Annotated in this window: 23 protein-coding genes and 1 pseudogene; 8 read left to right on the top strand and 16 right to left on the bottom strand. The window is 64.7% G+C overall.

Going from position 1 to position 22502, the window contains the following annotated elements; genetic code table 11:
• The first annotated feature begins 97 nt into the window (after nt 1-97).
• Nucleotides 98-919, top strand: a complete 822-nt coding sequence (locus ACSVIK_RS17930; protein ID WP_442445594.1) for an ABC transporter substrate-binding protein — start codon at nt 98-100, stop codon at nt 917-919.
• A complete protein-coding gene (locus ACSVIK_RS17925) occupies nt 916-1737 on the top strand; it encodes an amino acid ABC transporter permease (protein WP_442445593.1) in 822 nt (273 codons plus the stop codon). Before ACSVIK_RS17930 ends, ACSVIK_RS17925 begins: the two co-directional genes overlap by 4 nt.
• Here ACSVIK_RS17925 and ACSVIK_RS17920 read toward each other — a convergent pair whose 3' ends face one another.
• From ACSVIK_RS17920 to ACSVIK_RS17910, 3 genes are all read right to left on the bottom strand, one after another.
• Nucleotides 1738-2067: a DUF2025 family protein gene (locus ACSVIK_RS17920; protein WP_442445592.1), complete on the bottom strand. Its 330-nt coding sequence runs from the start codon at nt 2065-2067 to the stop codon at nt 1738-1740. It abuts the gene before it with no gap.
• Nucleotides 2068-2605: 538 nt separating this feature from the next.
• On the bottom strand, nt 2606-3007 hold the full coding sequence (locus tag ACSVIK_RS17915; RefSeq protein WP_442445591.1) for an NUDIX hydrolase: 402 nt from the start codon (nt 3005-3007) through the stop codon (nt 2606-2608).
• Nucleotides 3008-3045: 38 nt separating this feature from the next.
• The gene (locus ACSVIK_RS17910) at nt 3046-3747 is read right to left on the bottom strand and encodes a YebC/PmpR family DNA-binding transcriptional regulator (RefSeq protein WP_268182883.1); all 702 of its coding nucleotides are present in this window, start codon (nt 3745-3747) and stop codon (nt 3046-3048) included.
• A 248-nt stretch (nt 3748-3995) separates the two neighbouring features.
• Here ACSVIK_RS17910 and ACSVIK_RS17905 point away from each other — a divergent pair, with 248 nt between their 5' ends.
• A complete protein-coding gene (locus tag ACSVIK_RS17905) occupies nt 3996-4889 on the top strand; it encodes an EamA family transporter (protein ID WP_442445590.1) in 894 nt (297 codons plus the stop codon).
• Between the two features lie 84 nt (nt 4890-4973).
• Here the strand turns inward: ACSVIK_RS17905 and ACSVIK_RS17900 are convergent, their stop codons facing one another.
• The 3 genes from ACSVIK_RS17900 to ACSVIK_RS17890 all read right to left on the bottom strand — a co-directional run bounded on the left by ACSVIK_RS17900 (nt 4974) and on the right by ACSVIK_RS17890 (nt 7486).
• Nucleotides 4974-5510: a DUF1003 domain-containing protein gene (locus ACSVIK_RS17900; protein WP_442445589.1), complete on the bottom strand. Its 537-nt coding sequence runs from the start codon at nt 5508-5510 to the stop codon at nt 4974-4976.
• 57 nt (nt 5511-5567) lie between these two features.
• Nucleotides 5568-7085, bottom strand: a complete 1518-nt coding sequence (locus ACSVIK_RS17895) for a diguanylate cyclase (protein WP_442445588.1) — start codon at nt 7083-7085, stop codon at nt 5568-5570.
• A gap of 119 nt (nt 7086-7204) precedes the next feature.
• On the bottom strand, nt 7205-7486 hold the full coding sequence (locus tag ACSVIK_RS17890) for a peptidylprolyl isomerase (protein WP_268182893.1): 282 nt from the start codon (nt 7484-7486) through the stop codon (nt 7205-7207).
• A gap of 230 nt (nt 7487-7716) precedes the next feature.
• Here ACSVIK_RS17890 and ACSVIK_RS17885 point away from each other — a divergent pair, with 230 nt between their 5' ends.
• Complete coding sequence (locus tag ACSVIK_RS17885; protein ID WP_442445587.1) at nt 7717-8166, top strand: hypothetical protein; 450 nt, start codon at nt 7717-7719, stop codon at nt 8164-8166.
• On the opposite strand, the gene ACSVIK_RS17880 is transcribed toward ACSVIK_RS17885, so the two are convergent.
• Nucleotides 8157-9209, bottom strand: coding sequence for a GGDEF domain-containing protein (locus tag ACSVIK_RS17880; protein ID WP_442445586.1), 1053 nt, complete (start codon nt 9207-9209; stop codon nt 8157-8159). The two genes, ACSVIK_RS17885 and ACSVIK_RS17880, sit on opposite strands and share 10 nt — an antisense overlap.
• Before the next feature lie 186 nt (nt 9210-9395).
• Here ACSVIK_RS17880 and ACSVIK_RS17875 point away from each other — a divergent pair, with 186 nt between their 5' ends.
• Nucleotides 9396-10244: a CAP domain-containing protein gene (locus ACSVIK_RS17875; protein ID WP_442445585.1), complete on the top strand. Its 849-nt coding sequence runs from the start codon at nt 9396-9398 to the stop codon at nt 10242-10244.
• Nucleotides 10245-10253: 9 nt separating this feature from the next.
• On the opposite strand, the gene ACSVIK_RS17870 is transcribed toward ACSVIK_RS17875, so the two are convergent.
• A complete protein-coding gene (locus ACSVIK_RS17870) occupies nt 10254-10841 on the bottom strand; it encodes an NAD(P)H-dependent oxidoreductase (RefSeq protein WP_442445584.1) in 588 nt (195 codons plus the stop codon).
• 351 nt (nt 10842-11192) lie between these two features.
• Between ACSVIK_RS17870 and ACSVIK_RS17865 the strand changes: the two are divergent.
• The 3 genes and pseudogenes from ACSVIK_RS17865 to ACSVIK_RS17855 all read left to right on the top strand — a co-directional run.
• Nucleotides 11193-11969: pseudogene (locus ACSVIK_RS17865) on the top strand (PAS domain-containing protein); the annotation flags it as partial.
• Entirely contained in the window at nt 11949-12506 is a 558-nt protein-coding gene (locus ACSVIK_RS17860; RefSeq protein ID WP_442445607.1) for a methyl-accepting chemotaxis protein, read from the top strand. The pseudogene ACSVIK_RS17865 and the gene ACSVIK_RS17860, both read left to right, overlap by 21 nt.
• Nucleotides 12507-12782: 276 nt before the next feature.
• Complete coding sequence (locus ACSVIK_RS17855) at nt 12783-14837, top strand: patatin-like phospholipase family protein (protein WP_442445583.1); 2055 nt, start codon at nt 12783-12785, stop codon at nt 14835-14837.
• 2 nt (nt 14838-14839) lie between these two features.
• Here the strand turns inward: ACSVIK_RS17855 and ACSVIK_RS17850 are convergent, their stop codons facing one another.
• From ACSVIK_RS17850 to ACSVIK_RS17815, 8 genes are all read right to left on the bottom strand, one after another.
• Complete coding sequence (locus tag ACSVIK_RS17850; RefSeq protein ID WP_442445582.1) at nt 14840-16048, bottom strand: hypothetical protein; 1209 nt, start codon at nt 16046-16048, stop codon at nt 14840-14842.
• 81 nt (nt 16049-16129) lie between these two features.
• Nucleotides 16130-18139: a peptidase U32 family protein gene (locus ACSVIK_RS17845; protein WP_442445581.1), complete on the bottom strand. Its 2010-nt coding sequence runs from the start codon at nt 18137-18139 to the stop codon at nt 16130-16132.
• Nucleotides 18140-18297: 158 nt separating this feature from the next.
• On the bottom strand, nt 18298-18708 hold the full coding sequence (locus tag ACSVIK_RS17840) for a GlcG/HbpS family heme-binding protein (RefSeq protein WP_442445580.1): 411 nt from the start codon (nt 18706-18708) through the stop codon (nt 18298-18300).
• A complete protein-coding gene (locus ACSVIK_RS17835) occupies nt 18705-19562 on the bottom strand; it encodes an alpha/beta hydrolase (RefSeq protein ID WP_442445579.1) in 858 nt (285 codons plus the stop codon). The genes ACSVIK_RS17840 and ACSVIK_RS17835 overlap by 4 nt, the downstream gene beginning before the upstream one ends.
• Nucleotides 19559-20905, bottom strand: coding sequence for an FAD-dependent oxidoreductase (locus ACSVIK_RS17830; RefSeq protein ID WP_442445578.1), 1347 nt, complete (start codon nt 20903-20905; stop codon nt 19559-19561). The genes ACSVIK_RS17835 and ACSVIK_RS17830 overlap by 4 nt, the downstream gene beginning before the upstream one ends.
• Before the next feature lie 17 nt (nt 20906-20922).
• A complete protein-coding gene (locus ACSVIK_RS17825; RefSeq protein ID WP_442445577.1) occupies nt 20923-21753 on the bottom strand; it encodes a tryptophan 2,3-dioxygenase in 831 nt (276 codons plus the stop codon).
• 11 nt (nt 21754-21764) lie between these two features.
• On the bottom strand, nt 21765-22058 hold the full coding sequence (locus ACSVIK_RS17820; RefSeq protein ID WP_442445576.1) for a MoaD/ThiS family protein: 294 nt from the start codon (nt 22056-22058) through the stop codon (nt 21765-21767).
• Nucleotides 22059-22088: 30 nt separating this feature from the next.
• Complete coding sequence (locus tag ACSVIK_RS17815; protein WP_442445575.1) at nt 22089-22496, bottom strand: Mov34/MPN/PAD-1 family protein; 408 nt, start codon at nt 22494-22496, stop codon at nt 22089-22091.
• Nucleotides 22497-22502 lie beyond the last annotated feature (6 nt).

The following is a 22502-nucleotide window of genomic DNA, read 5'->3' as shown; positions in this document are numbered from 1 at the left end:
TCCGACTATATCAATATGAATAGAATTCACTTCTGGGATGCCGCTTATAACTATTTAATACGCCATCCTTTTGCCCATCTATTGTTCAGGTATTTCCATGCGTTTGCCACCCTTGCTCGGCGCGGGCCTGCTCGCTGCCACCTTCACCACCCAGGCCATCGCCGGGGAAACTCTCGATCGCGTGCAGGCGAAGCAGGAAATGGTCAACGTGCTGATGGAGAGCTACCCGCCGTTCTCCTTCCTCAACGAGCAGAACCAGCTAGATGGCTTCGACGTGGACGTGGCCAAGGCCGTGGCCGACAAGCTGGGGGTCAAGGTGCGTTTCGAGACGCCGTCCTGGGACGTGATTGCCGCAGGCCGCTGGAACGGTCGCTATGACATCTGCATCTGCTCGATGACGCCGAGCAAGGCGCGCGCCGAGGTGTTCGATTTCCCGGTGGAGTACTACGCCTCGCCGGCGGTGATCGTTGTCAACGCCAAGGATGATCGCATCCACTCGGCCCAGGATCTCGACGGCATGAAGGTCGGCCTGACCAGCGCCTCCAGCTACGAGAGCTACCTGAACAAGAACCTGGTGATCGAGGGCGACGAAGAGCGCAAGATCGACTATCCGTTCGATTTCGTGCAGATCGCCCCTTACGACACCGACAACGTTGCCTTCCAGGATCTGGCTCTGGGCGCTGGTGTGCGCCTGGACGCGGTGCTGACCAACCTGGTGACCGCGCAGCCGCGTCTGCAGCAGGACGCCCGCTTCAAGCTGGCCGGTGCGCCGCTGTATGAAGAGCCGAACTCGGTGGCCATCGAGAAGGGCGACGCCGAATGGAACGCCAAGGTGCGCGAAGCATTCGCCGAGCTGAAGGCCGACGGCACCCTGGCGCGCCTGTCGCAGAAATGGATCGGCGCCGATATCAGTAAATGAGTGATCAGCTACCTTCCCGAGCGCTTGCCCGTAACGGCGCGAGCGCTGGTCTGTTCGGTTTCCGCACGCGCCTGTACCTGACCTGGCTGGCGCTGCTGATCCTGTTCGTCGGCTTCTTTCTCAGCTTCGATCTGAAGTTCTCCATCATCGTGGAGAAGTTTCCCTACCTGGCCGGCTTCAAGCTCGGCCCCAACGGCTTTCTGCAGGGCGCGGCGCTCACCCTGTTCCTGTGCCTGTGCTCGATGCTGGTGTCGTTGCTGCTGGGCTTCGCCGCCGCGCTGGCGCGGCTGTCGAACAGCGCGGTGCTGCTCGGCGTGGCCAGCTTCTACACCTCGTTCTTCCGGGGCACGCCGCTGCTGATTCAGATACTGCTGATCTACCTCGGCCTGCCGCAGATCGGCCTGGTGCCGGGGGCGATCAGCGCCGGCATCATCGCCCTGTCGCTGAACTATGGCGCCTACCTCAGCGAGATCTTCCGCGCCGGGATCATGGCCGTGCCCGCCGGGCAGCGCGAAGCCGCCGTGGCCATGGGCATGCGCCCTGGGCAGATCTTCTTCTACATCGTCCTGCCCCAGGCCATGCGCACCATCATCCCGCCCACGGCCAACCAGTTCATCTCCATGCTCAAGGATTCGTCGCTGATCTCGGTGATGGGCGTGTGGGAGGTGATGTTCCTGGCCCAGTCCTATGGCCGCTCCAGCTACCGCTACCTGGAAATGCTGACCACCGCCGCGCTGATCTACTGGGTGCTGTCGATCCTCCTGGAGCTGGTGCAGGCGCGCCTGGAGCGGCGTTTCTCCCGGGGTTATCAGCGCTGATCAGGCGCAGCTGAGTGGGCGGCGCTCGGCGCGGATTTCCGGCAGGTCACTGCGCCGCAGGTAAACGCGCAGCGGCTCGCCGAGGTTGACCCGATCATCGATGCGCTGCGCCTGCAGCCAGGCCAGGCGCTGGCGATCCAGACGCATCAGGCCGACGTCATAGGCCTGCCAGACGTATTCGCTGGTGGGGGTGATGGTTTCGGCCGGCACATCGAGGCCGAAGCTGTCTTCGGAAAAACGCAGCAGGTACTGGCCGGTCTTGGCGTTGAAGCCGACGAAACCCTGCAACTGGTCGGCGGCCTGGCAGATCTGGGCGGACGTGATACTCATGGCAAACCTCGCTTCCTATGGGTTTGCACGCAAAGAGAATGGTTCTGGTTATCGGCGCAGCCTAAAGGCTGGCGCTGTCGCCTGCGTTGCCGTGGATCAAAAAATGGTTCATCGCATTTTCAGGGGGAATGCCTGGGTGAAACCGGACTGGCAATACGGTGTTAGTTGTTCTTGTGTCTGTTCCGACGCCCTCCTGGGCGGGCTCTGCACGCGCCTGAACCCGAGGTAGCCCCCTGCCCCAACGGCGTACTGCTTCGCGAGTACGCCCTACGACCCCACACGGCAGCCGTAGGGCGGACTCAGGAGCGCCAGCGAACAGTCCGCCGGGCCATGCCGAGTTCGGCACCACGGCTCACGCCCAGTACTCCCACCAACGGCGTACTGTTTGCAAGCGGCCGGCGTACCGGTACCCCTTGTAAGTCGACCCTTAGGCATCGATGGGCGAAACTAAACGCCGATAAACAGCTTGAACACCGGCAACACACGAACTTGCCAGTGCGGTCTCAAGACTGCTTTTCCGCGATTCCGCGAACAGCCCTCAATGAAGGCGTTGCAAGGCTGGTAGCACCTGCTCGCGCAGCAGCGGCGCCAGGTCATCGGGCAGTGGGGCGGTGGTATCGAGCCAGCGCAGCTCCTCCAGCTCGGCAGCCGCTTGTACGGCATAGGGCAGGGCGGCGTGGTAGATATCCGCCTGCAGCCAGGTATCGGCTTCGTTGGCGGCAGGTGCCTGGAACTGGCCGAGCGGTTGCAGCGCGGTGGCGTCCAGTCGCAATTCCAGCTCTTCGAGCAGCTCGCGCTCGAGCGCCGACAGCGCATCCTCGCCAGGCTCGCGTTTGCCGCCAGGCAGCATGAAGAAGCGCGTATTGCGCTTGCGTACCAGCAGCAGGTGGCCGCGTTCGTCGAACAGGCAGGCGGCGGCGATATGCAGTGTGGTTTTCATAAGCTCGGCAATGGGCGCCCGATGGGCGCCCAACAGCATCAGCCGGCGAGGCCGACGTAGACGTTCTGCACGTCGTCGTGGCCGTCGATGGCTTCGAGGAAGGCCTCGACTTCTTCCATCTGCTCCGGCGTCAGGCTGGTCACCGGGTTCTTCGGGCGGTAGCCGAGCTTGGCCGAGTTGACGGTGAAACCCTGCTCCGGCAGCGCCTTGCACACGGCGTCGAGGTCGGTCGGGTCGGTGATGAACAGGGTGGCGCCTTCGTCATCCGGTACGAAGTCCTGAGCACCGGCTTCGATGGCGGCCAGTTCCGGGTCGGCATCGCTGTCGCTGCTGGCTTCGATCAGGCCAACGTGGTCGAAATCCCAGCTCACCGAGCCGGACGCGCCGAGCTGGCCCTTGCGGAACAGCACGCGGATCTCGGCCACGGTGCGGTTGACGTTGTCGGTCAGGCACTCGACGATCAACGGCACCTGATGCGGGGCGAAACCCTCGTACAGGGTGCGTTCGTAGTTGATCACCTCACCGGACAGCCCGGCGCCTTTCTTGATGGCGCGCTCCAGGGTGTCCTTGGGCATCGAGGCCTTCTTGGCCTGATGCACGGCCAGGCGCAGCTTGGGGTTCATGTCCGGGTCGGCGCCATTACGCGCGGCGATCATGATTTCCTTCACCAGCTTGCCGAAGATCTTGCCTCGGGCATTGGCGGCGGCTTCTTTGGGTTTGGCTTTCCACTGGGCGCCCATCTGGGGTCTCCTGGCCGATAGTGAAACGGCGTCGGCGCGCGAGAGCGGCCTGACGATCGGATAGGGTGCGGATTCTAGTGCCTTGCGCGGCTGTCGGCACCTGCAATTTCCGCAACGGGTAGCACCAGGCAGGCACCGATGGTGGCTACCGCGCCTGGCTGTGTGGTCGCTTTGCTGGCCGACTGTGTCTGTCTGCGCAGGCCTGGTGGCTGGTCTAATGCCTGTTCATTCATCACGAGGTTTCTGTCATGACCCCCAAGGATCTGTTGCTGGCACTGTTGGTGATCCTGGTCTGGGGGCTGAATTTCGTGGTCATCAAGGTGGGCCTGCATGGCATGCCGCCAATGCTGATGGGGGCGCTGCGCTTCATGCTGGCCGCCTTTCCGGCGATTCTCTTCGTGCGTCGGCCGCAGGTGCCGCTGCGCTGGATGCTGGCCTATGGCGCGACCATCTCCCTGGGCCAGTTCGCCTGCCTGTTCTATGCCATGTACGTGGGCATGCCAGCCGGCCTGGCGTCGCTGGTATTGCAGTCGCAGGCGTTCTTCACCCTGTTCTTCGCCGCGCTGTTTCTCGGCGAGCGGCTGCGCCGTAGCAATCTGTTCGGCCTGCTGGTGGCGGCCTCGGGCCTGGCCTTGATCGGCCTGGAAGGCGGGCAGGCGATGACCCTGGCCGGTTTCGCCCTGACCATCGCCGCCGCTTCGATGTGGGCGCTGGGCAACGTGGTGACGCGCAAGCTGGGCAAGGTCAATCTGGTCGGCCTGGTGGTCTGGGGCAGCCTGATTCCACCTTTGCCCTTCCTGGGGTTGTCGTTGTGGCTGGAGGGGCCGCAGGTAATCGGCGACTCCTTGCGTCATTTCAGTCTGGATTCGGCCCTGGTGCTGGTCTACCTGGCCTTCGGAGCCACCCTGCTCGGCTACGGCCTGTGGAGCCGCCTGCTGTCGCGCTATCCGGCCAGCCAGGTGGCGCCGTTCTCGCTGTTGGTGCCGGTGGTGGGCATCAGCTCGTCGGCCATACTGCTGGGCGAGCGCCTCGGCGCTCTGCAGATGGCCGGCGCGGCGCTGGTGATGGTCGGCTTGCTGATCAACGTCTGGGGCGGGCGTCTGCTCGACGGCTGGCGCCAGAGGGTGGCGACGCTGCCGTAGGGTACGTTGCGCACCTGGCCTGATAATGCCTGGCGCTCTGGTGCGCACGGCGCACCCTACGGTGCAAATGCGATCCGTGTCGGCTCAATCTTGCAGGCGCTTTTCTGGCAGGCGCTCGAGGATCTGATCCAGACGCTGCTGGATGCGCTGATCGATCTTCTCGTGCAGGCGCATGATTTCCAGCTCGGCGCGCAGGTTCACCTCGAAGTCCAGGCTGGCGGCCAGGCGATCCTTCGCCGCCTGGCGGTTCTGGCTCATCATGATGATCGGCGCCTGCACTGCGGCCAGGGTCGAGAGCATCAGGTTGAGGAAAATGTAGGGGTAGGGGTCGAAGGCCATGCCGAAGTGCGCGAGCACGTCGGTGTTGATCAGCATCCAGCCGAGCATGGTCAGCGAGAAGCAGATGATGAATGACCAGGAGCCGCCGACCGCCGCGACCTTATCCGACAGGCGCTGGCCGAAGGTCGATTCTTCGTCCGAGACATCGGCCACGTCGCGGCTGATCGGTCGACGCTGGCGAATCTTTTCGAGGACGTTGTTCTCTTCCGGTTCGAGTTCATGCACGGCCTTGCCGAGCAGGTTGTGGGCGAGCTGTTGCAGCGGGTGCGGGGCGTCGTTCATGGCGGTCCGTTCTTCGAGCCAGGGGCAGGCTGATGCTGCACGGCTTTGTGAGGATTGTCACCCCACCGAATCGGCCCGCTGCAGGCGGTCGCGGCCGCTGCTCTTGGCCTGATACAGCGCCTGGTCAGCGGCCTGGATCAGAGCGAGGGCCTGGGTGTGGCTGTCTCCGTCTGCCAGTGTCAGGCTGGCGATACCGATGCTCACCGTCACCGTGCCGAAGGGGCTGGCCTGATGGGTCAGGTGGCGCTGCTGCAACGCCGTCATGAAGGTGCGGGCAATGGCTTCGGCACCATCCGTATCGGTGTTCGGCAGGATCAGCGCCAGCTCCTCGCCACCGTAACGCGCGGCCAGATCCCCCGGGCGATGAATGCAGGACTTGAGGATGTCGGCGACCGTGCGCAGGCAGGTATCGCCGGCTATGTGACCGTAGCGGTCGTTGTAGCGCTTGAAAAAGTCGATATCGAGCAGCACCAGCGACAGCGCCGACTGGCGGCGCAGGGCGCGGCGGATTTCCACTTCCAGGGTCTGGTCGAAACTGCGGCGGTTGGCCAGGCCGGTCAGGGCATCTTGCGAGGCCAGTACTTCGAGCCGGGCATTGGCATCGAGCAGTTCTTCCTGGGCGATGAGCAGTTTTCTCTCGGCGCGGGTACGCCGGCGAATGTCCGTGAGCAGCCGCTGGCCGATGACCCCCACGCTGACCAGCAACACCAGGATCAGCGTGGCGAACAGTTGCGCGTCATGGCGCCAGGGCGCCAGGGCTTCATCGCGACCGAGGGCGACCACCGTGATCAGGGGCAGGCGGCCGTTGCGGCGGAAGGCATACAGGCGTTCGATGCCGTCGATGCGTGAGACCTGCTCGGCGGTGCCTTCGTCGCGTTCTTGCAATACCTTCAGGATCGGCGAGTTGGACCAGTTCAGGCCGACATCCTGTGCACGGAAGGGGTGACGAAACAGCAGAGTGCCATCGCTGCTGGAGAGGCTGGCCGAGCCTTGCTCGCCCAGCTTGATGCTGCCGAACAGTTGCAGGAAGTGCTCGACGCCCAGGGAGACCACGACGACTCCGGCGAATTGGCCGTCAGTGTCGTCGAGCCTGCGGCTGACGGTGAAGACCCAGTCGCCGGTGACACGGCTCTTGACCGTGGGGCCGATGAATGTCGCGGGGGAAGGATCGTCGCGGTGATGGATGAAGTACGTCCGGTCGGTGGCACCCGGTGCATAGTCAGGGGCACTGACGGAGGAGAGCAGGCGTTTGCCCTGCGCGTCGTAAACGATGATGGCACTGGCGATGCCGAGTATCTCGCTCTGCTGGCGCATCAGCGCTTCGAGCTGGCCTCGTGAGGCAGGCATAGCGCCATCGTGTTGCAGATGCTCGATGAGGTCGAGCAGCACCAGTTCCGACTGGCGAATCACCCCTTCGCTGTAGTTGTCCAGCGCCTGCGCCAGGTTCAGGCTGGACAGGTTCAGCTCATGCAGCGCGCGCTCGCGTGAGAACCAGATCTGCCAGGCGGCGAGGGAGGCCAGCGACAGGCAGATGAACAGCAGCAGGACGGACGTGAGCCGGGTGCCTTTTCTCATGGCGGAGCTCAGCCCCCTCCGAGGCGGGATTGAATGACTCTTGAGAGGATGACGAGCGGCCGTGGCAGCTCGTCACGGGCAGGGCGTGACCGCGAACGAAACGGGAACAGCCCCTAGTATCAGTCCTGTCGGCTGGTGACTTCCAGCAGGTGATAGCCGAACTGGGTCTTGACCGGGCCTTGCACCACGCCGACCGGCGCGCTGAATACCACGGTGTCGAATTCCTTGACCATCTGGCCGGGGCCGAACGAACCCAGGTCGCCACCGTTACGGCCAGACGGGCAGGTGGAATTGTCCTTGGCCAGTTGGGCGAAATCGGCGCCGCCTTCGATGGCGCTTTTCAGTTCGTTGCACTTGTCTTCGCTGGCAACCAGGATGTGGCGGGCAGTGGCGCGAGCCATGGGCGTATCTCCTCTGGATAAAGGCGCAGAGCCTAGCGCAATCGCCCTGACAAGCAAATGACCGTTGGCGCGTCTTGGCTGCCCCTCGCTTGCCGGCGACATGGGCAAGGCCTTGCCGCTGGCTGGCAACGCGCTGCCGTCGAGGCTTGTCCAAGCCGCGTGCTGCAAGGCACGCAGCCCCTGGCCCGGAATCTGCTTCGTAGCCTGCGAATGCTTTTTGCGGAGGCCCCATGACATCCATCAACAACAGCATGCCGGCGATGCTCAGTTATTACGGCAGCCAGCTCAACAACCGCACAAGCACCGGCAGCAACGAGGCGGGCGGCCAGAGCAACCAGGATCCGCTGGATGAGCTGCGCCGTTTTGCCAAGCAGGTGGTGGCGCGTAACGAGGGTGGCTTGCTGCGCGCCATGCAGGGCGGCGCGGCGTCGGCCAGCAGCGGCATCGCACCTACCACTGAAAGCAAGGCGAGCGCACCGGCTATCATACAACTGCCGGACGTGATGGCGCTGGATCGCGACGACGCCGCCACGCTGCTGGCGCAGGTGCAGAAGATGGTGGATGCCGGCATGGACGGCAGCGTGCGTATCGCCGGGCACAACGGCGACCAGCAGACCGACTCGCTGGAAACCTATCGCCAGTGGCTGCAGGACAAGGGCGGGCTCAGCGTTTACGCCTGATGTTCGACCTCGGTCTCTGGCGGCTCGTCGCCGGCGATCACCCGGTTACGCCCGGCGCGTTTGGCCGCATAGGTACGTTTGTCCGCGGCCAGCATCAGCGCGCTGAGGATCAGCCCATCGGCACCGAAGTGCGCGAGGCCCGCGCTGAGCGTCATCTGCAGCGGCTTACCCTCGATTTTCAGCGGTGTACTGGCCAGGCGCTCGCGCAGGCTCTCGGCCACCTCCAGGGCCTCGGCCGGGGTGCTGCCGGGTAGCAGCACGGCGAATTCCTCGCCGCCCAGGCGGCACAGGAAATCACTCTGGCGCAGGCGCTGTTGCAGCACATCGGTGAAATGCTGCAAGGCGCGATCACCACACTCATGACCGAAGCGATCGTTGATCTGCTTGAAATGGTCGATGTCGAGAAACACCAGCGCCAAGGGCGTGCCATTGCGCAGCGCCTGCGCACGCTCGCGCTCGAACACCTCGGCCAGCTTCAGGCGGTTGGGCAGGCCGGTGAGGGCATCGGTGGTGGCCTTTTCCGTCAGGCGCTGCTCGTTGAGCAGTCGGCTGCGTTCATAGATATGCGCGAAGATCATCACGGTGAAACTGGCCAGGCCGAGATTGGTGACGATCTCCAGGTTATGCAGCAGGGATTCGGAGGAGAAACGCCAGGTGAAGACATACAAGCCGATGCCGACGAACAACAGCGAGCCGCACATGCCCAGGCGCAGGCCAAGCAGCATGTAGCAGATGATCGGGATGGTCTGGATCCAGGCGAAGATGGCGAAGATGGTATGCGTCTGCGCCAGCCCCACCATCATGATGCTGAAGAACGGCAACAGGTAGATGGTGGTCCACAGAGGCAGGCGCTGCGTGGTGTTGATGATGGTCAGCATGAACAGCGATACGCTGGCGTAGGCGATTTCCAGGCCGGCCAGCAGCCAGTTGTCGTGCAGCAGGTTGAACACCGAGAAGAACGAACCGCCACAGACGGTGATCCATAGCAAGGCCCTGAGAACCTTGCGGCGGTGTTCGTCGGTCTTGATGAGTCGGCCGGGCATCGGATGTTCCATTTCATCGGGTAGCATGGCCTGTGACGGAACAGGCGCGCTGAGCATCATGCACGAAGTTTGCCGCCTGCTGGGAAGGCTTGTCCTGCCTGGGCCCGGCAGATCCGTTAGAGGCCGGTATGCTGCGAGGCCGTATTGTCTGTCAATTCCACGACAGTTGCTGGGAGTTCGAGCGCTATGACGAAATGCGTTACAAGGTGTGGCCTGCTGATCGCGCTGACATTGCTCAGCGCCTGGGGCGCGCAGGCGGCCCAGCAGGAGCCGCTGATCGCGGCAATCAACGAATACCGTGGCCAGGTGCAGCGTTGCGCGGGCAAGGTGTTCGAGCCGTTGCCCGGCTTGAGCGCTGATCAGCGCCTGGAGCTGCCGGTGAATGGCAGTGGCGATTTGCAGCAGGAGCTGACGGCGACCGCTTACCCCATGGTCACCGTGCAGGCCATCAGCCTGTCCGGGCCACGTGATGCACAAGCGGCCATGCAGGCATTGCGCGAGAGCTTCTGCCAGATTCTGCTCGATCCGCAGTTCGTCGACATCGGCATCAACCAGGTGGGGCGCGACTGGCGTGTGGTGCTGGCGCGGCCGTTGCTCAGCGCCAAGCTGGCGGATGCCAAGGTGGAGGGGCAGCGCCTGCTCGAGCAGGTCAACGCGGCCCGTGGGCAGCCACGCCAGTGCGGCGAGCAGCGCTTCGCCGCCGCACCGCCCCTGGTCTGGAACGAGGCGTTGGGCGAGGCGGCATTGGGGCACAGCCGGGCCATGGCCAATGGCAATTTCTTCGATCACCTCGACCCGGATGGACGTACACCGGGTGATCGTGCCGAACTGGCCGGCTACCCGGGTGGCACGGTGGGCGAGAACATCGCCGCCGGGCAGGACTCGGCGCAGCGTGTGCTGCAGGGCTGGCTGACCAGCCCGGGCCATTGCGCCAACCTGATGAACCCGGCTTTCAGCGATTTTGGCGGCGCCTACGCCAGCGACCCGAAGAGCGATGCCGGCATCTACTGGACGGGGCTGTTCGGCGGCCAGTGAGCGCTTGCCTCAGACCGGCGTGAACACCTCTGCCAGGTGCTGCCGATAGCGCGCCACATCGCGTTCGATGTTCGGCACCTTCATCACGTCGTTGCAGATGAAGGTGGGCAGGGCGCTCATGCCGAGGAACTGGTTGGCCTTGTGGAAGGGGAAGTACACCGCGTCCACCCCCTTGCCCTCGAAGAAGTCCGCCGGATCCTCGAAGGCCTGCAGCGGGGCGTTCCAGGTCAGTGACAGCATGTACTGCTTGCCCTGGATCAGCCCGCCGCTGCCGTACTTCTGCGAGGCATCGGCGCGGGTGCGGCCATCGTTGGCATAGAGGCTGCCGTGGCCGGCGGTGAATACCTCGTCGAGGTACTGCTTCACCGTCCAGGGTGCGCCCATCCACCAGCCGGGCATCTGGTAGATCACCACATCGGCCCAGAGGAATTTCTGCACTTCTTCCGCCACGTCGTAACCGCCATCGATGAAGGTGGTCTTGAGGTCGAAGCCGGCACGGTCGAGAAAGGCCACGGCGGCCTCGTGCAGGGTGGCGTTGTACTGGCCGTTGGAATGAGCGAACGCTTTGCCGCCATCGAGCAGGAGGATCTTTTTCATCGGGGTTCTCCAGAAAAACAGGGCGGCAGGTTATCCAGACCGGCGCGCGCTAAATACCCCGAGGCGATCAAATCATTATTGACTGAAAGTCACGAAATCAAGCGTAAAACCTGCATCGAGGTGGGGCTGCATTCGCCCATGGAGCCCACATACGCCACTCTGATTCATGCCCGCACCCGGCACGAGCAGGCCCCAATCGCCCCCGATCTGGACGTCCACCCGCTTGGCTCAAGCCCATGAGCAGGGCGTTTCAGCCGGTAAGATGCGCTTTCTGTGCTTGAATTGAAGCAGGCCTTCATAAATCCCCAGGCCTGCCGATAATCTGGACGGGATTGCTTGCGGAGAGCGCGCATGTTCGGTAACCGACTGAAGAAAGAGTTGCAGGAAAAGGACGCTGAACTGTCCATTTACAAGCAGTTGTTCCAGGGTATAGAGGCGCAGAAGATCATGCTGTCGATCGACCCTCAGCAGCGGATCCTCGATTTCAACGAGAAATTCGCCCGCTTCATCGGCTATTCCCTCGAGCAACTCAAGGGACGCCCGCTGAGCGACCTCGTGCCGGCCTACGTCAAGGACTTGCCGTGCTACAAGGATCTGGGTGCAGCGATCACCTCTGGTCATTCGGTGAGTGATCGCTATCGCTTCCTGCGTAGCGATGGCTCGTTGGTCTGGGTACAGGCCTCATGGATGCCGCTGGCCGACGAGCGCGGCGTCGTGCAGCGTGTGCAGTGCATCGGCAGCGAGATCACCGAGAGCATGAACAAGGCGCGCGAGAACGAAGACTTCATCAATGCGCTGTTACGCTCGACTGCGGTGATCGAGTTCGACCTCAAGGGCCATGTACTCAAGGCCAACGAGCAGTTCCTTGGCGCCGTGGGCTACAGCCTGCAGCAGATTCAGGGCAAGCATCACCGCATGTTCTGCGAGCCGCAGGAGGTCTCTTCCGCTGAGTACGCCCAGTTCTGGGAGCGGCTCAACCGTGGCGAGTTCGTCGCCGGGCGCTTCAAGCGCGTGGACAGCCATGGTCGCGAGATCTGGTTGGAAGCCACCTACAACCCGGTGCACGATACGCAGAATCGCTTGTACAAGGTGGTCAAGTTCGCCACGGTGATCACCGACCAGGTTCATCGTGAGCAGGAGGTCAATGACGCCGCCGAGACGGCCTATGGCATCTCTCAGCAGACCGACAGCAATGCCCAGCGCGGCGCCCAGGTGGTGACTGAGACGGTGCAGACCATGCAGCGCATTTCCCAGGAAATGACCGCGGCCGGCGAGGGCATCGAGGCGCTTGGCAAGCAGTCGATCCTGATCAGCACCATGGTGCAGACCATTGGCGGTATCGCTCAGCAGACCAACCTGTTGGCGCTCAACGCCGCCATCGAGGCGGCGCGGGCGGGTGAGCAGGGCCGCGGTTTCGCCGTGGTGGCCGACGAGGTTCGCCAGCTCGCCAGCCGCACCAGCAAGGCCACCGAGGAAATCGTCGGCGTGGTGCAGGACAACCAGAAGCTGGTGGACGCCGCCGTGAGCAACATGGCCAGCAGTCGCACGCAGGCCGAGATGGGGCTGGAGCTGGCCAACCAGGCCGGAGACGTGATGCTGGAAATCCGCCAGGGCGCCAAGCAGGTGCTGAGCGCCGTGGAACGCTTCGCCAGTCAGTTGCAATGACTGTTTGACCAGGCATGAGCGGCATGGGCTGTATTGCCATGCTGCAATGCCCTGACCCGCTTGGGGTCTGCCGCGCTCCGTACACAAGGCGACAGACGCTGTTGCCCCCGCCTGATCTTTGGTCTGGATTTTTACCCGGGCGCCATGATTTTGTCAGTGGTCCGCGCCTAGTGACTGTGTGATGGCAAAAAATGGCGAAATACTGGCTATCCTTCATCCGTCGCGGCCAGGTCGTGAGCCTGTATGGCTGCATGGAGAGCGGGGAGGGGATAGACCATGGAACAGTTCCGTATCGGTATCACGATGGCTGGGGCCATCTCGGCAGGGACTTATAGCGCCGGGGTGCTGGATTTTCTGCTGCAGGCACTGGACGAGTGGCAGCAGGCCAAAGAGCGGGGCGAGGCGGTGCCCGATCATCAGGTGGTGCTGACGGTGATCTCCGGTGCTTCGGCCGGGGCCATGACCGGAGCGCTGGCCTTGCCGGCACTGGCCGAGGGCTTCCAGCCCGGCTGGCAGCATTACGACGGCATGGGCCGGGTCGATTACACCCTGCCGCGCCTGTATCAGGCCTGGGTACGCTTGCCCAGTTTCGTCGCACCGAGTGGCGGGCCGGATCTGCTGGGGCTCGCTGACTTGAAGCGTGGCGGCCCGGTGCAGTCATTGCTCGACAGCAGCGTGCTCGATGGCATCGTCGACAAGACCTTTCTCGGGATTGGCCAGGTCGCCCCACCAAGGCCCTATATCGCAGCAGGCCTGCACCTGTTCATGACCCATACCAACCTGCGTGGGGTGCCCTATGAAGTGCACTTCCAAGGGGGGGCACAGGGACAGCCGGGCTATCCGATGCGGCTGCATGCGGATCGGGTACATTACCGGCTCGAAGGTCTCGGCAGCACGCCGGTGACCAGTATCTGGGCCGATAACGAGCAGCCACAATCCTTGTCCGTGAAGGATCTGCAGGGTATGCAGGAAAAGCTTGCGCAGCCATGGCAGGACTATGCCACCGCGGCACTGGGCTCCGGCGCCTTCCCCGTGGGCTTGAGTGCTCGCAGCATCGCCGGGCAGACCTACGCGCAACACCTACAGCGCAGTTGGCCGCTGGCAAGCCTGTACAGTTCGGGTGGCTCGGCGCACTTGGAGCCGAGTTTCCCCGAACAATTGAAGAGCCCGAACAACCAGCCCATCCCCTATGTCACGGTCGATGGCGGCGTGCTGAACAACGAGCCCTTCGAGATGGCCCGTTGGAGCCTGATGGAGAAGCCACCGCTGCCTAATCCACGCGATGAGGACAACGGCAAGCGTGTGGATCGCGCGGTGATCATGATCGACCCCTTTCCCGAAGCCGATGATTACCCGCTGACCGATGCGCTGGATCTGAGCCTCATGTCGGTCATCGGCAAGATCCTGCCGGCGCTGAAGAACCAGGCGCGCTGCAAGCTGGACGAGATCGTCGCGGCCATGGAGCTTTCCTACAGCCGTTTCCTGATCGCCCCGCGTCGCTACGACAAGGATGGCAACGCGCAACGTTACGGCATTGCCTGTGGCCTGCTGGGTGGCTTCGGCGGGTTTCTCAGCGAGCGCTTTCGCGCCCACGACTACCAGCTCGGTCGGCTCAACTGTCAGCGCTTTCTGGCGCAGTACTTTGCCTTGCCCGAGGGCTATCGGATCGTGCAGCAGGGCTACCAGGGCCTGGATGAGTCACGCCAGAAGGACTTTGCCTGCAGCCCGGCCGGAATCACCTCGCGACCGCTGATTCCCTTGCTCGGGGCGGCAACGGCGGAGATCGAAGCGCTGCCCTGGCCTCGTGTGCTGCGCAGCGAGGTCGAGGAGATGGTCAGCAGGGCCATGGTGCGCGCCAATGCGCTGGTGCCGCGCCTGCTCGCGCAGCAGATGCGAGCGCCCCTGGTAAAGGGCTTGATACGTCTGCTTTGGTCGTTGCAGGGCAAAGGCAGCGTCGAGGATATGATCCGTTTCACCCTGCTCAGCGAACTGCTGAAGCGCGATCAACTGACCCATCTCAAGGGCAGCGAGCCGCACCGCTTCGATGAAGGCGAGCTCAAGTTGCTGGCGGCGCTCTATTCGCCGGCCTATGACCTGCGTACCGTCGATGGGCTGGTGGTGGAGAGCGCGCTGGACAGGCAACAGGTACTCAGGTTTCTCGATCGTCATGCCGACAAACTCTGGCGCGGGCCCACGACCAAAGGCGGGCGCCAGACCTACAGCATCGACGAGCGGCGGCCACACCTGATGCGCAGGCTGGCGTTGCTGCGCAAGTTGACGGAGATGGCCAAAGGCAAGCTGGAGATCGATCTGGCCGAGGATGAGCTCTAGATTCAGCCCTCGACGGGGACGCTCAGCACCACCGCTGCCAGGCCGATCAAACCGAGCAGGGCAAAACCGACCACCTGCAGACTGCGCCTGAGGCCGGGTGGTTGCTGAGCGGCACGCGCAGCGGCCAGCAATGACTGTGCGCCGTAGTACAGGGCGAAGGCGCGTGAGGCATGGCTGATGATCTCGAACACATCGAACAGCCAGGTCAGCAGCAGGCCGGTCAGGGTCAGCAGCACGTAGCCGTGGCGGGCGCGCAGGCGTTGGCCACTGAGTTCGTTGATCAGCCCGCCGGAGGCGCTGGTGTCGGCCACGGCGGCGCTGAACTGGGCGCTGAGGGCGGCGGCGATCAGCAAGGGCGGCAACACCAGGGCGACCACGCCCATCAGGTCGATGATCGCGGTTTCGTCCAGCGCCATCTTCTGCGGGTGGAAACTCAGCGTCAGCAACGCTGCATAAAGCAGGTAGATGGCGCTGGCGAGCCATTGCGCGTGGCGCATCGAGCGTACGCGCATCGCGGCGTCGTAGTGCTGGCCGAGGTAACGCGAGGTCTCGAAGCCCTGCACGGTGACGATCAGCCCCAGCAACAGTTGCAACGCCAGCGTGCCCTGCGTGCTGGCCGGGCTGTAGGTCAACACACTGGCCACGTCCTGCTGCGCGGTATGCACGGCGAGGCCGGCGAGCAGGCTGGCGATGATCGCCAGTTTCAGGCTCACGGAGAACTTCTCCATGCGCTCCATCACGTTGAAGCCACGCCAGTAGCCGGCGGCCAGGATCAGCAGGTAGATCACCGTGGTGATGACCTTGGGCAGCGTGCCGCCACGCACCTCGACTATGCGCGCGGCGAAGGCGCCGAACAGGTTGAGGTAATAAGCCACCGAGATGAAATAGGCGAAGGCCAGCACCCAGGATGACGCCTGCTCGCCGAGATCCTGCAGTGGTGTGCTACGGCCCTGTGGTTCGTCACCCAGGTAGCGGATGTTGAAGCGCATGGCGCTGCCGAAGGCATAGCCCAGGGCGCACAGGGCGAGCATCGCCAGCGGCCCCCAACTGCCGAAATTGACCAGCATCACCGGGCCGAGGATGAGAAAGCCACTGCCGATGATCGACGCCAATGGGGTCACGGTGGCGCGCCACATCGGTGCCGTGGCGACGCGCGGCCAGAACAGCAGGGCCGCCACCAGCAGTAGCGTCAGCACGATTATCGCGGTCAATCGTGGACTCCAGTAGGCAAGGGGACGAGGGTGCCCATTCAAGGGACATGCCGCCGCAAGGGCACGGGGGCATGCCGTGACTCAGTGCGAATAACCGCTGGGTTTGCGAATGGTCTTGAGCAGGTCGTCCGGGCTGATCTGGCCGACCACCTGGGTGGCGGCGCTACCCGGTTGCGGCAGGTCGAGAATGTGCCCCTTCATCTTGCCGATCACGTGCATCTCGCACGGCTTGCAGTCGAACTTCAGGGTCAGCACCTCGTCTCCGTGGACGAGCTGCATCGGTGCCACCTTGGTGCGTACGCCGGTGACCCCCTTGGCCTGCTTGGGGCACAGGTTGAAGGAGAAGCGCAGGCAGTGCTTGGTGATCATCACCGGCACTTCGCCTTCTTCTTCGTGGGCCTCGTAGGCCGCGTCGATCAGTTGCACGCCGTGGCGGTGGTAGAAGTCGCGGGCCTTCTGGTTGTAGACGTTGTAGAGGAACGACAGATGCGACTCCGGGTACACCGGTGCCGGGTCGTTCTCGGCCTTGCGGCGGCCGCGCGGGTGAGCGGCGACGCGCGCTTCGGTCAGCTTGTCGATGGCCTCGCGGCGCAGCGCCTTGAGCTGCGAGTTGGGCACGAAGAACGCCTGTGGTGCATGGAGGGTCACGCCCTGGGCATGGTAGATGGTGGTGCCGAGCTGGGTGAGCAGGTCGCGCAGGCCGTCCAGCGCCTGTTCCGGCTTGTTGGCGGCGCCGAAGGGGCCGGGCAGGGCCACCTCGACGCTGATGCCTTCCTCGCTGGTGGCGGTGAGCGTCAGGGCGTCTTCACGCAACACGGCCTTCCAGCTCAGGCCGATGCGACGCTCGGCGCTGGTGCGCTGCAGCGCTTGCTGCCAGTTGTGGTCGAGGTTGCGGCTCAAAGGGTGATTCGGGCGCAGGCGGAACAGGCCCTCGGGCATTTCGTTGGGCTCGACGCGGTAGCGATAGCGCTTCTCGCCGTCTTCCTCGAACTCACCCTTGAGTTCGCAGATGTTGGCGCGGAAACCCACCACCTCGCGCTTGACCAGCACGTTGAGACCGTCGCCATTGGACAGCGGCTCATGGGTGACGGCGATCAGATCGCGCTTGTTCACCTTCTCCACATGCCCGACCGGCAGGCCGGTGAAGGTGGGCGAGTCGAAGGCGCCGATGTCCACCTTGCGCTCGGTGACGAAGTAGTCGGTGCTGCCACGGTGAAAGGTCTTGTCCGGGTCGGGCACGAAGAAGTGCGCGGTGCGACCGCTGGAAGCGCGGGCCAGATCCGGGCGATCTTCGAGGATGGCGTCCAGCTCGCGGCGGTAATGGGCGGTGATGTTCTTCACGTAGGCCACATCCTTGTAGCGGCCCTCGATCTTGAACGAGCGCACGCCGGCCTCCACCAGGGCGCGCAGGTTGGCGCTCTGGTTGTTGTCTTTCATCGACAGCAGGTGTTTCTCGTAGGCGATCACGCCGCCTTTTTCATCCTTGAGGGTGTAGGGCAGGCGGCAGGCCTGCGAGCAGTCGCCACGGTTGGCGCTGCGCCCGGTCTGCGCATGGGAAATGTTGCACTGACCGGAGAAGGCCACGCACAGCGCACCGTGGATAAAGAACTCGATGGCCGCGTCGGTGGCGTCACTGATGGCGCGGATTTCCTGCAGGTTCAGCTCGCGGGCCAGTACCAGTTGGGAGAAACCGGCCTGGTCGAGAAACTTGGCCCGCGCCAGGGTGCGGATATCGGTCTGGGTGCTGGCGTGCAGCTCGATGGGCGGAATGTCCAGCTCCATCACCCCCATGTCCTGCACGATCAGCGCATCCACGCCGGCATCGTAGAGCTGGTGGATCAGCTTGCGGGCTGGCTCCAGCTCGTCGTCATGCAGGATGGTGTTGATCGTGGTGAACACCCGCGCGTGATAGCGACGGGCGAACTCCACCAGCCCGGCGATATCGCTCACCTCGTTGCAGGCGTTATGCCGCGCGCCGAAGCTGGGGCCGCCGATATAGACGGCGTCGGCGCCATGCAGAATGGCCTCGCGGGCGATCTCGACATCGCGGGCAGGGCTGAGCAGTTCCAGGTGGTTCTTGGGCAAGGACATGGCGTTTTTCTTTATCAGGCGACACGGGCAAGGGGCGCATTGTAGCGGCAGCCCGTGGTATCGGCACCCGTCCCGATGAGCGCACCTGCGCCAGATGCCGGAAATGCTTCGCCCAAACGGAGAGTAGCGAGACTTTCCCGTTGCGCGCGCTCAGCGCTTCACCCCCTCGCCAGCGCGTCGATTCCGGCTTGGGCCACCTGGCTGTCCTGGGCCGAGGTGACGCCCGACACGGCGATGGCGCCGACCACGCTGTCGCCAACCTTTATCGGCAGGCCCCCTTCGAGCAGGCCGGTCATTGGCGTGGCGAGAAAGGACAGGCGGCCCTGGCCGAGGATCAGATCCTCGTAGAACTGCGTCGGTCGCCGGGTCAGCGCTGCGGTACGGGCCTTGGCGATGGCCATTTCCACGCTCATGGGGCTGGCGTCTGCCAGGCGTTGCAGATGCAGCAGGTGGCCGCCGTCGTCGACGATGGCCACCGTGACGGGCCACTGCTGCTGCCTGGCGAAGGTACGGGCGGCCTGGGCCATGGCCTGGATAGCCTGATCGTTGAGGCAGGGGCGTTGGTTCATCCTATGGGCTCCGGTTTGAGGCTGCCGAGGCAACGGCCGAGGCTACTGTCGGGCTCGGCCAGGTCGAAGAGAATGTCGAAATGGTCGCGCCCTGCGCAGGTCTGGCTTGCCGTGACCGGCAGGTGACGGGCCAGGTGGTCGGTCATGGCGTGACTCTGCTGCACGAAGGCGTCGGTTTCATGCTCGCCCCAGGCCAGGGCCACCGGTACTTTGCAGGTGGGCTCGCGGTGCAGCGGGCTGAGATGGCCGGCGCGCTGCGCCGTGAGTTGCAGGGGCTGGTCGATGTAGGTGCCGATCAGCGGCGCCAACTCGTAGATGCCGCTGATCAGCAGGGCGCCCTGGAAGGGCGGTGGCCCTTCCCAGGGCTGGCTGAGCATCATGGCCACCAGGTGTGCCCCGGCCGAGCTGCCGGCGAGGATCAGGCGCGGTGCGTGGCTCTGAGCCTGGAGCCGCGCTCGCAGATGGCGCAGGGCGTTGGCGACCTGTTCGACGATGCGTTCCAGGCTGGCCTCGGGGGCCAGGCTATAGCCGACCGCCGCCAGGTCGTAGCCCTGGGCATGCAGGCCGGGGGCGGGGAACAGCGAGTCCTCGGCGCTCAGCTCCTGCCAGTAACCCCCATGCACGTACACCAGCGTGGCCCTGGCCGGCTGCGGCGCGCGCAGCAGGAGGATCTTCTCCCGCTGAGATGGGCCGTAGGGCTGCACCTCGACGGGGCCGCAACGGGCCACGGCGGCCTGACTTTGCTCGCGGTAGCGCTGCAGCGTTTCGGCGAACGCGGGGGCGAGGCTGCTCGGCGAATAGGCTCGCTCGCGCAGCGCCAGCGGCAGGTGCAGGCCGAAGGGGTCGCGGGTCATGCGGCACCCACCAGCGCTTGCAGGGGCTCGAGCTGTTCGAGCAAGCGGCGCTCGACCTTGCCCAGGTCGATCTGCTCGAAGCCTTCGCAACCCTGCACGGCCTCCTTGAGCAGACGGGCCTGCACGTTGCCGCGGGCGAAGGCGGTGGCGTAGGGCAGGCTACTGAAGGTGACCATGCTGTAGCGCGGCACGAAACGATCCGGGTGCCGGGTGTGCAGCCAACTGGCGAGCTGGCGCTCCAACAGGTAATCCGCCGCGCTCACCCGCTCGCGCATTTCCACGTAGTTCTCCAGGGCCATGGCCTGGATCGCGTTGGCGTTGGGCCGGCGTTCGTCGGCGTAGGCCTGCAGGGCTGCTTGCAGTGGGCGAGGTGAGCTCAGGTGACGAGCCAGGGCCAGCACGTCTTCCAGGCCGCAGTTCATGCCCTGGCCGTGGAACGGCACCATCGGGTGGGCCGCATCGCCCACCAGCACGGCGCAGCCCCGAGCGTGCCAGCGTTCCAGCCAGAGGGTGCCGAGCTGGCCGATGGGGTTGCGCTCGAAGTCCGCCTCCAGGGTCGGCAGTTCGGCGGACAGGTCGCGGTAATGGCTGTCGAACCAGCGGCGCGCACTGGGGCCATCCGCCAGTTGGGCGAAACAGTCGGTGCTGCCGTCGTCGTGGGGCAGGAACAGCGTGCTGGTGAAGCTGCCGTCGATATTGGGCAGGGCGATGCACATATGCCCGCCGCGTGGCCAGATGTGCAGGGCATCGGCCAGCAGGCGCCCGGAGGCGGGAATGTTCAGTTCCTTGTAGCCATGTGGCTGCTGTTCGCGGCGTTCGCCCAGAGGGGCTTCTTCGGCCATGGCCCGGCGCACGCCGGAGTCCGCCCCATCGGCGCCCACCAGCAGGTTGAAGGGCCAGCGCTGACCGGCGGCGATGACCTCGTGGCGCGTCCAGTCGACCTGCTGCAGCACCGTGTCGAAATGCAGTTGCACGCCGGCTGCCTGCGCCGCATCGAGCAGCAGTTGGTTGAAGCGGCCGCGCTGGATCGACCAGATGGCGTCCTGGGGGCGGCTGCTGTAGGCGTGGAACTGCTCCGGCGAGCCTGGCGCATGGACTCGCCGCCCGTGCATGGCCACCGCGCCGGCCAGCACGGCGGCATCCAGGCCGGCCTGGCGCAGTGCCTGCAGGCCGCGCTCGGCCAGAGCCAGGTTGATCGAGCGGCCCGCCGAGGTGCTGTGTCGGCGCGGGTCGGGGCGGCGTTCGAGGACGTGGGTCTGCCAGCCCTGGCGTTGCAGCAGGCAGGCCAGCAGGGGGCCGGTGAGGCCGCCGCCGACGATCAGGGCGGTGCGGTGTTCAGCCATCGGACAAGCTCCAGGGTTCAGAGGATGGTGCGCAGGTTCCACAGTTCGGGAAACAGCACGGCGTCGAGGGTCTTGCGCAGGTAGTCGGCGCCGCTGCTGCCGCCAGTGCCCTGGCGACGGCCGATGACCCGCTCGACGATGCCGATATGGCGGAAGCGCCAGTGCCTGACGCTGTCTTCCAGTGCCACCAGTTGCTCGGCCAGTTCGTACAGCTCGCGGTGCGCTTCGGGGTTGCGGTAGACCACCAACCAGGCCGCTTCCACCGAGGCGTCATAGCGGGTGGGCTCGTCGGCCGCTATCTGCAGGCGGGCTGGTTCGATGCCCAGGCCGCGCGCGGCGAGCAGGCGGATCACCTGGTCATAGAGCGAGGGCGCCAGCAGGCGGGCCTGCAGGGCGATCAGGGCGGCCGGATCCTGGGCATGGTCCTCCAGGTGGCGGGCGCACTTGTTGCCGAGGATGAATTCGATCTCGCGGAACTGCACCGACTGGTGCCCGGAAGCACTGCCCAGCGCTGGGCGCATGGCCAGGAAGTCGTTGGGGCTGAGGGTGGCGAGCACGTTCCAGGCATGGATCAGGTGCTCCATCACCCGTTGCACCCGGGTCAGCGCCTTGAAGGTGCTGGGCAGATCCTGCCGACCGAGGTGCTGGGTGGCGAGGGTGAGCTCGTGGAGCATGAGCTTCATCCACAGTTCGGCGGTCTGGTGCTGGATGATGAACAGCAACTCGTCGGGCACCTGCGAGCGCGGCACCTGGTTGTGCAGGATGTGCTGCAGGCTCAGGTAGTCGCTGTAGCGGCCGTCGCCGCTGCTGGCCAGGCTGGCCCTGGCGCCGGAATAGGGGCATCCCATGGCGGCCGCTCCTATGCCGGGTTGCGGCGCTGCTGGCCGCCGGCAACGGCAGGCAGGATGGTGATTTCGTCGCCGGGAGCGACACGGGCATCCAGGCCGCCGTTGAAGCGCACGTCCTGGTCGTTGACGTACAGGTTCATGAAACGCACCAGGGTGCGGTTCTTCAGCAGGCGTTGCTCCAGGCCTGGCCAGCGACGCTCCAGGTCGTCGATGACTTCGCTCAGGTTGCTGCCCTCGGCGATGACCTGAGCGGCGCCGGCGGTGAGGTCGCGCAGGGTGGTGGGGATGTGGATGGTGATGGACATGTCGGTTCCTCGTGGTCGGGGGCCAAACGATCAGTCGAAAGCCAGCGCCTGTTCCAGGATTCGGCCGTCCTCGATGCGGTAGCAGCGCATCGACAGGTCGAAGCGGGGATCGGTGCTGACGATAAGGTGGAACACCTCGGGAAAGGCGGCGGCGTACTCCACATCGGTGTCGCTGGGGTAGGGCCGCGACGCGGTGTGGGAGTGGTAGAGCACCAGGGGCACTTCGCCGCGGGCGTTCATTTCGCGCCAGATACGCAGTTGCTGCAGCGGCTCGAAGCTGAAGAAGTCCTCGGCCTGGGCGGCGTTGTGCATCGGGACCAGGCGCATGCTTTGCGGCTGGCCGGGGATGGCGGCGATCAGCCCGCAACATTCCAGCGGGTGTTCCGTGCGGGCCTGATGGGCGATGGCATCGCGCAGGGCGGTGGGCAGGCTGAGCATCGGACC

The sequence above is a fragment of the Pseudomonas sp. NCHU5216 genome, assembly GCF_052156495.1.
Classification (GTDB): domain Bacteria; phylum Pseudomonadota; class Gammaproteobacteria; order Pseudomonadales; family Pseudomonadaceae; genus Aquipseudomonas.
This window is presented reverse-complemented; position numbering and strand designations above follow the sequence as displayed.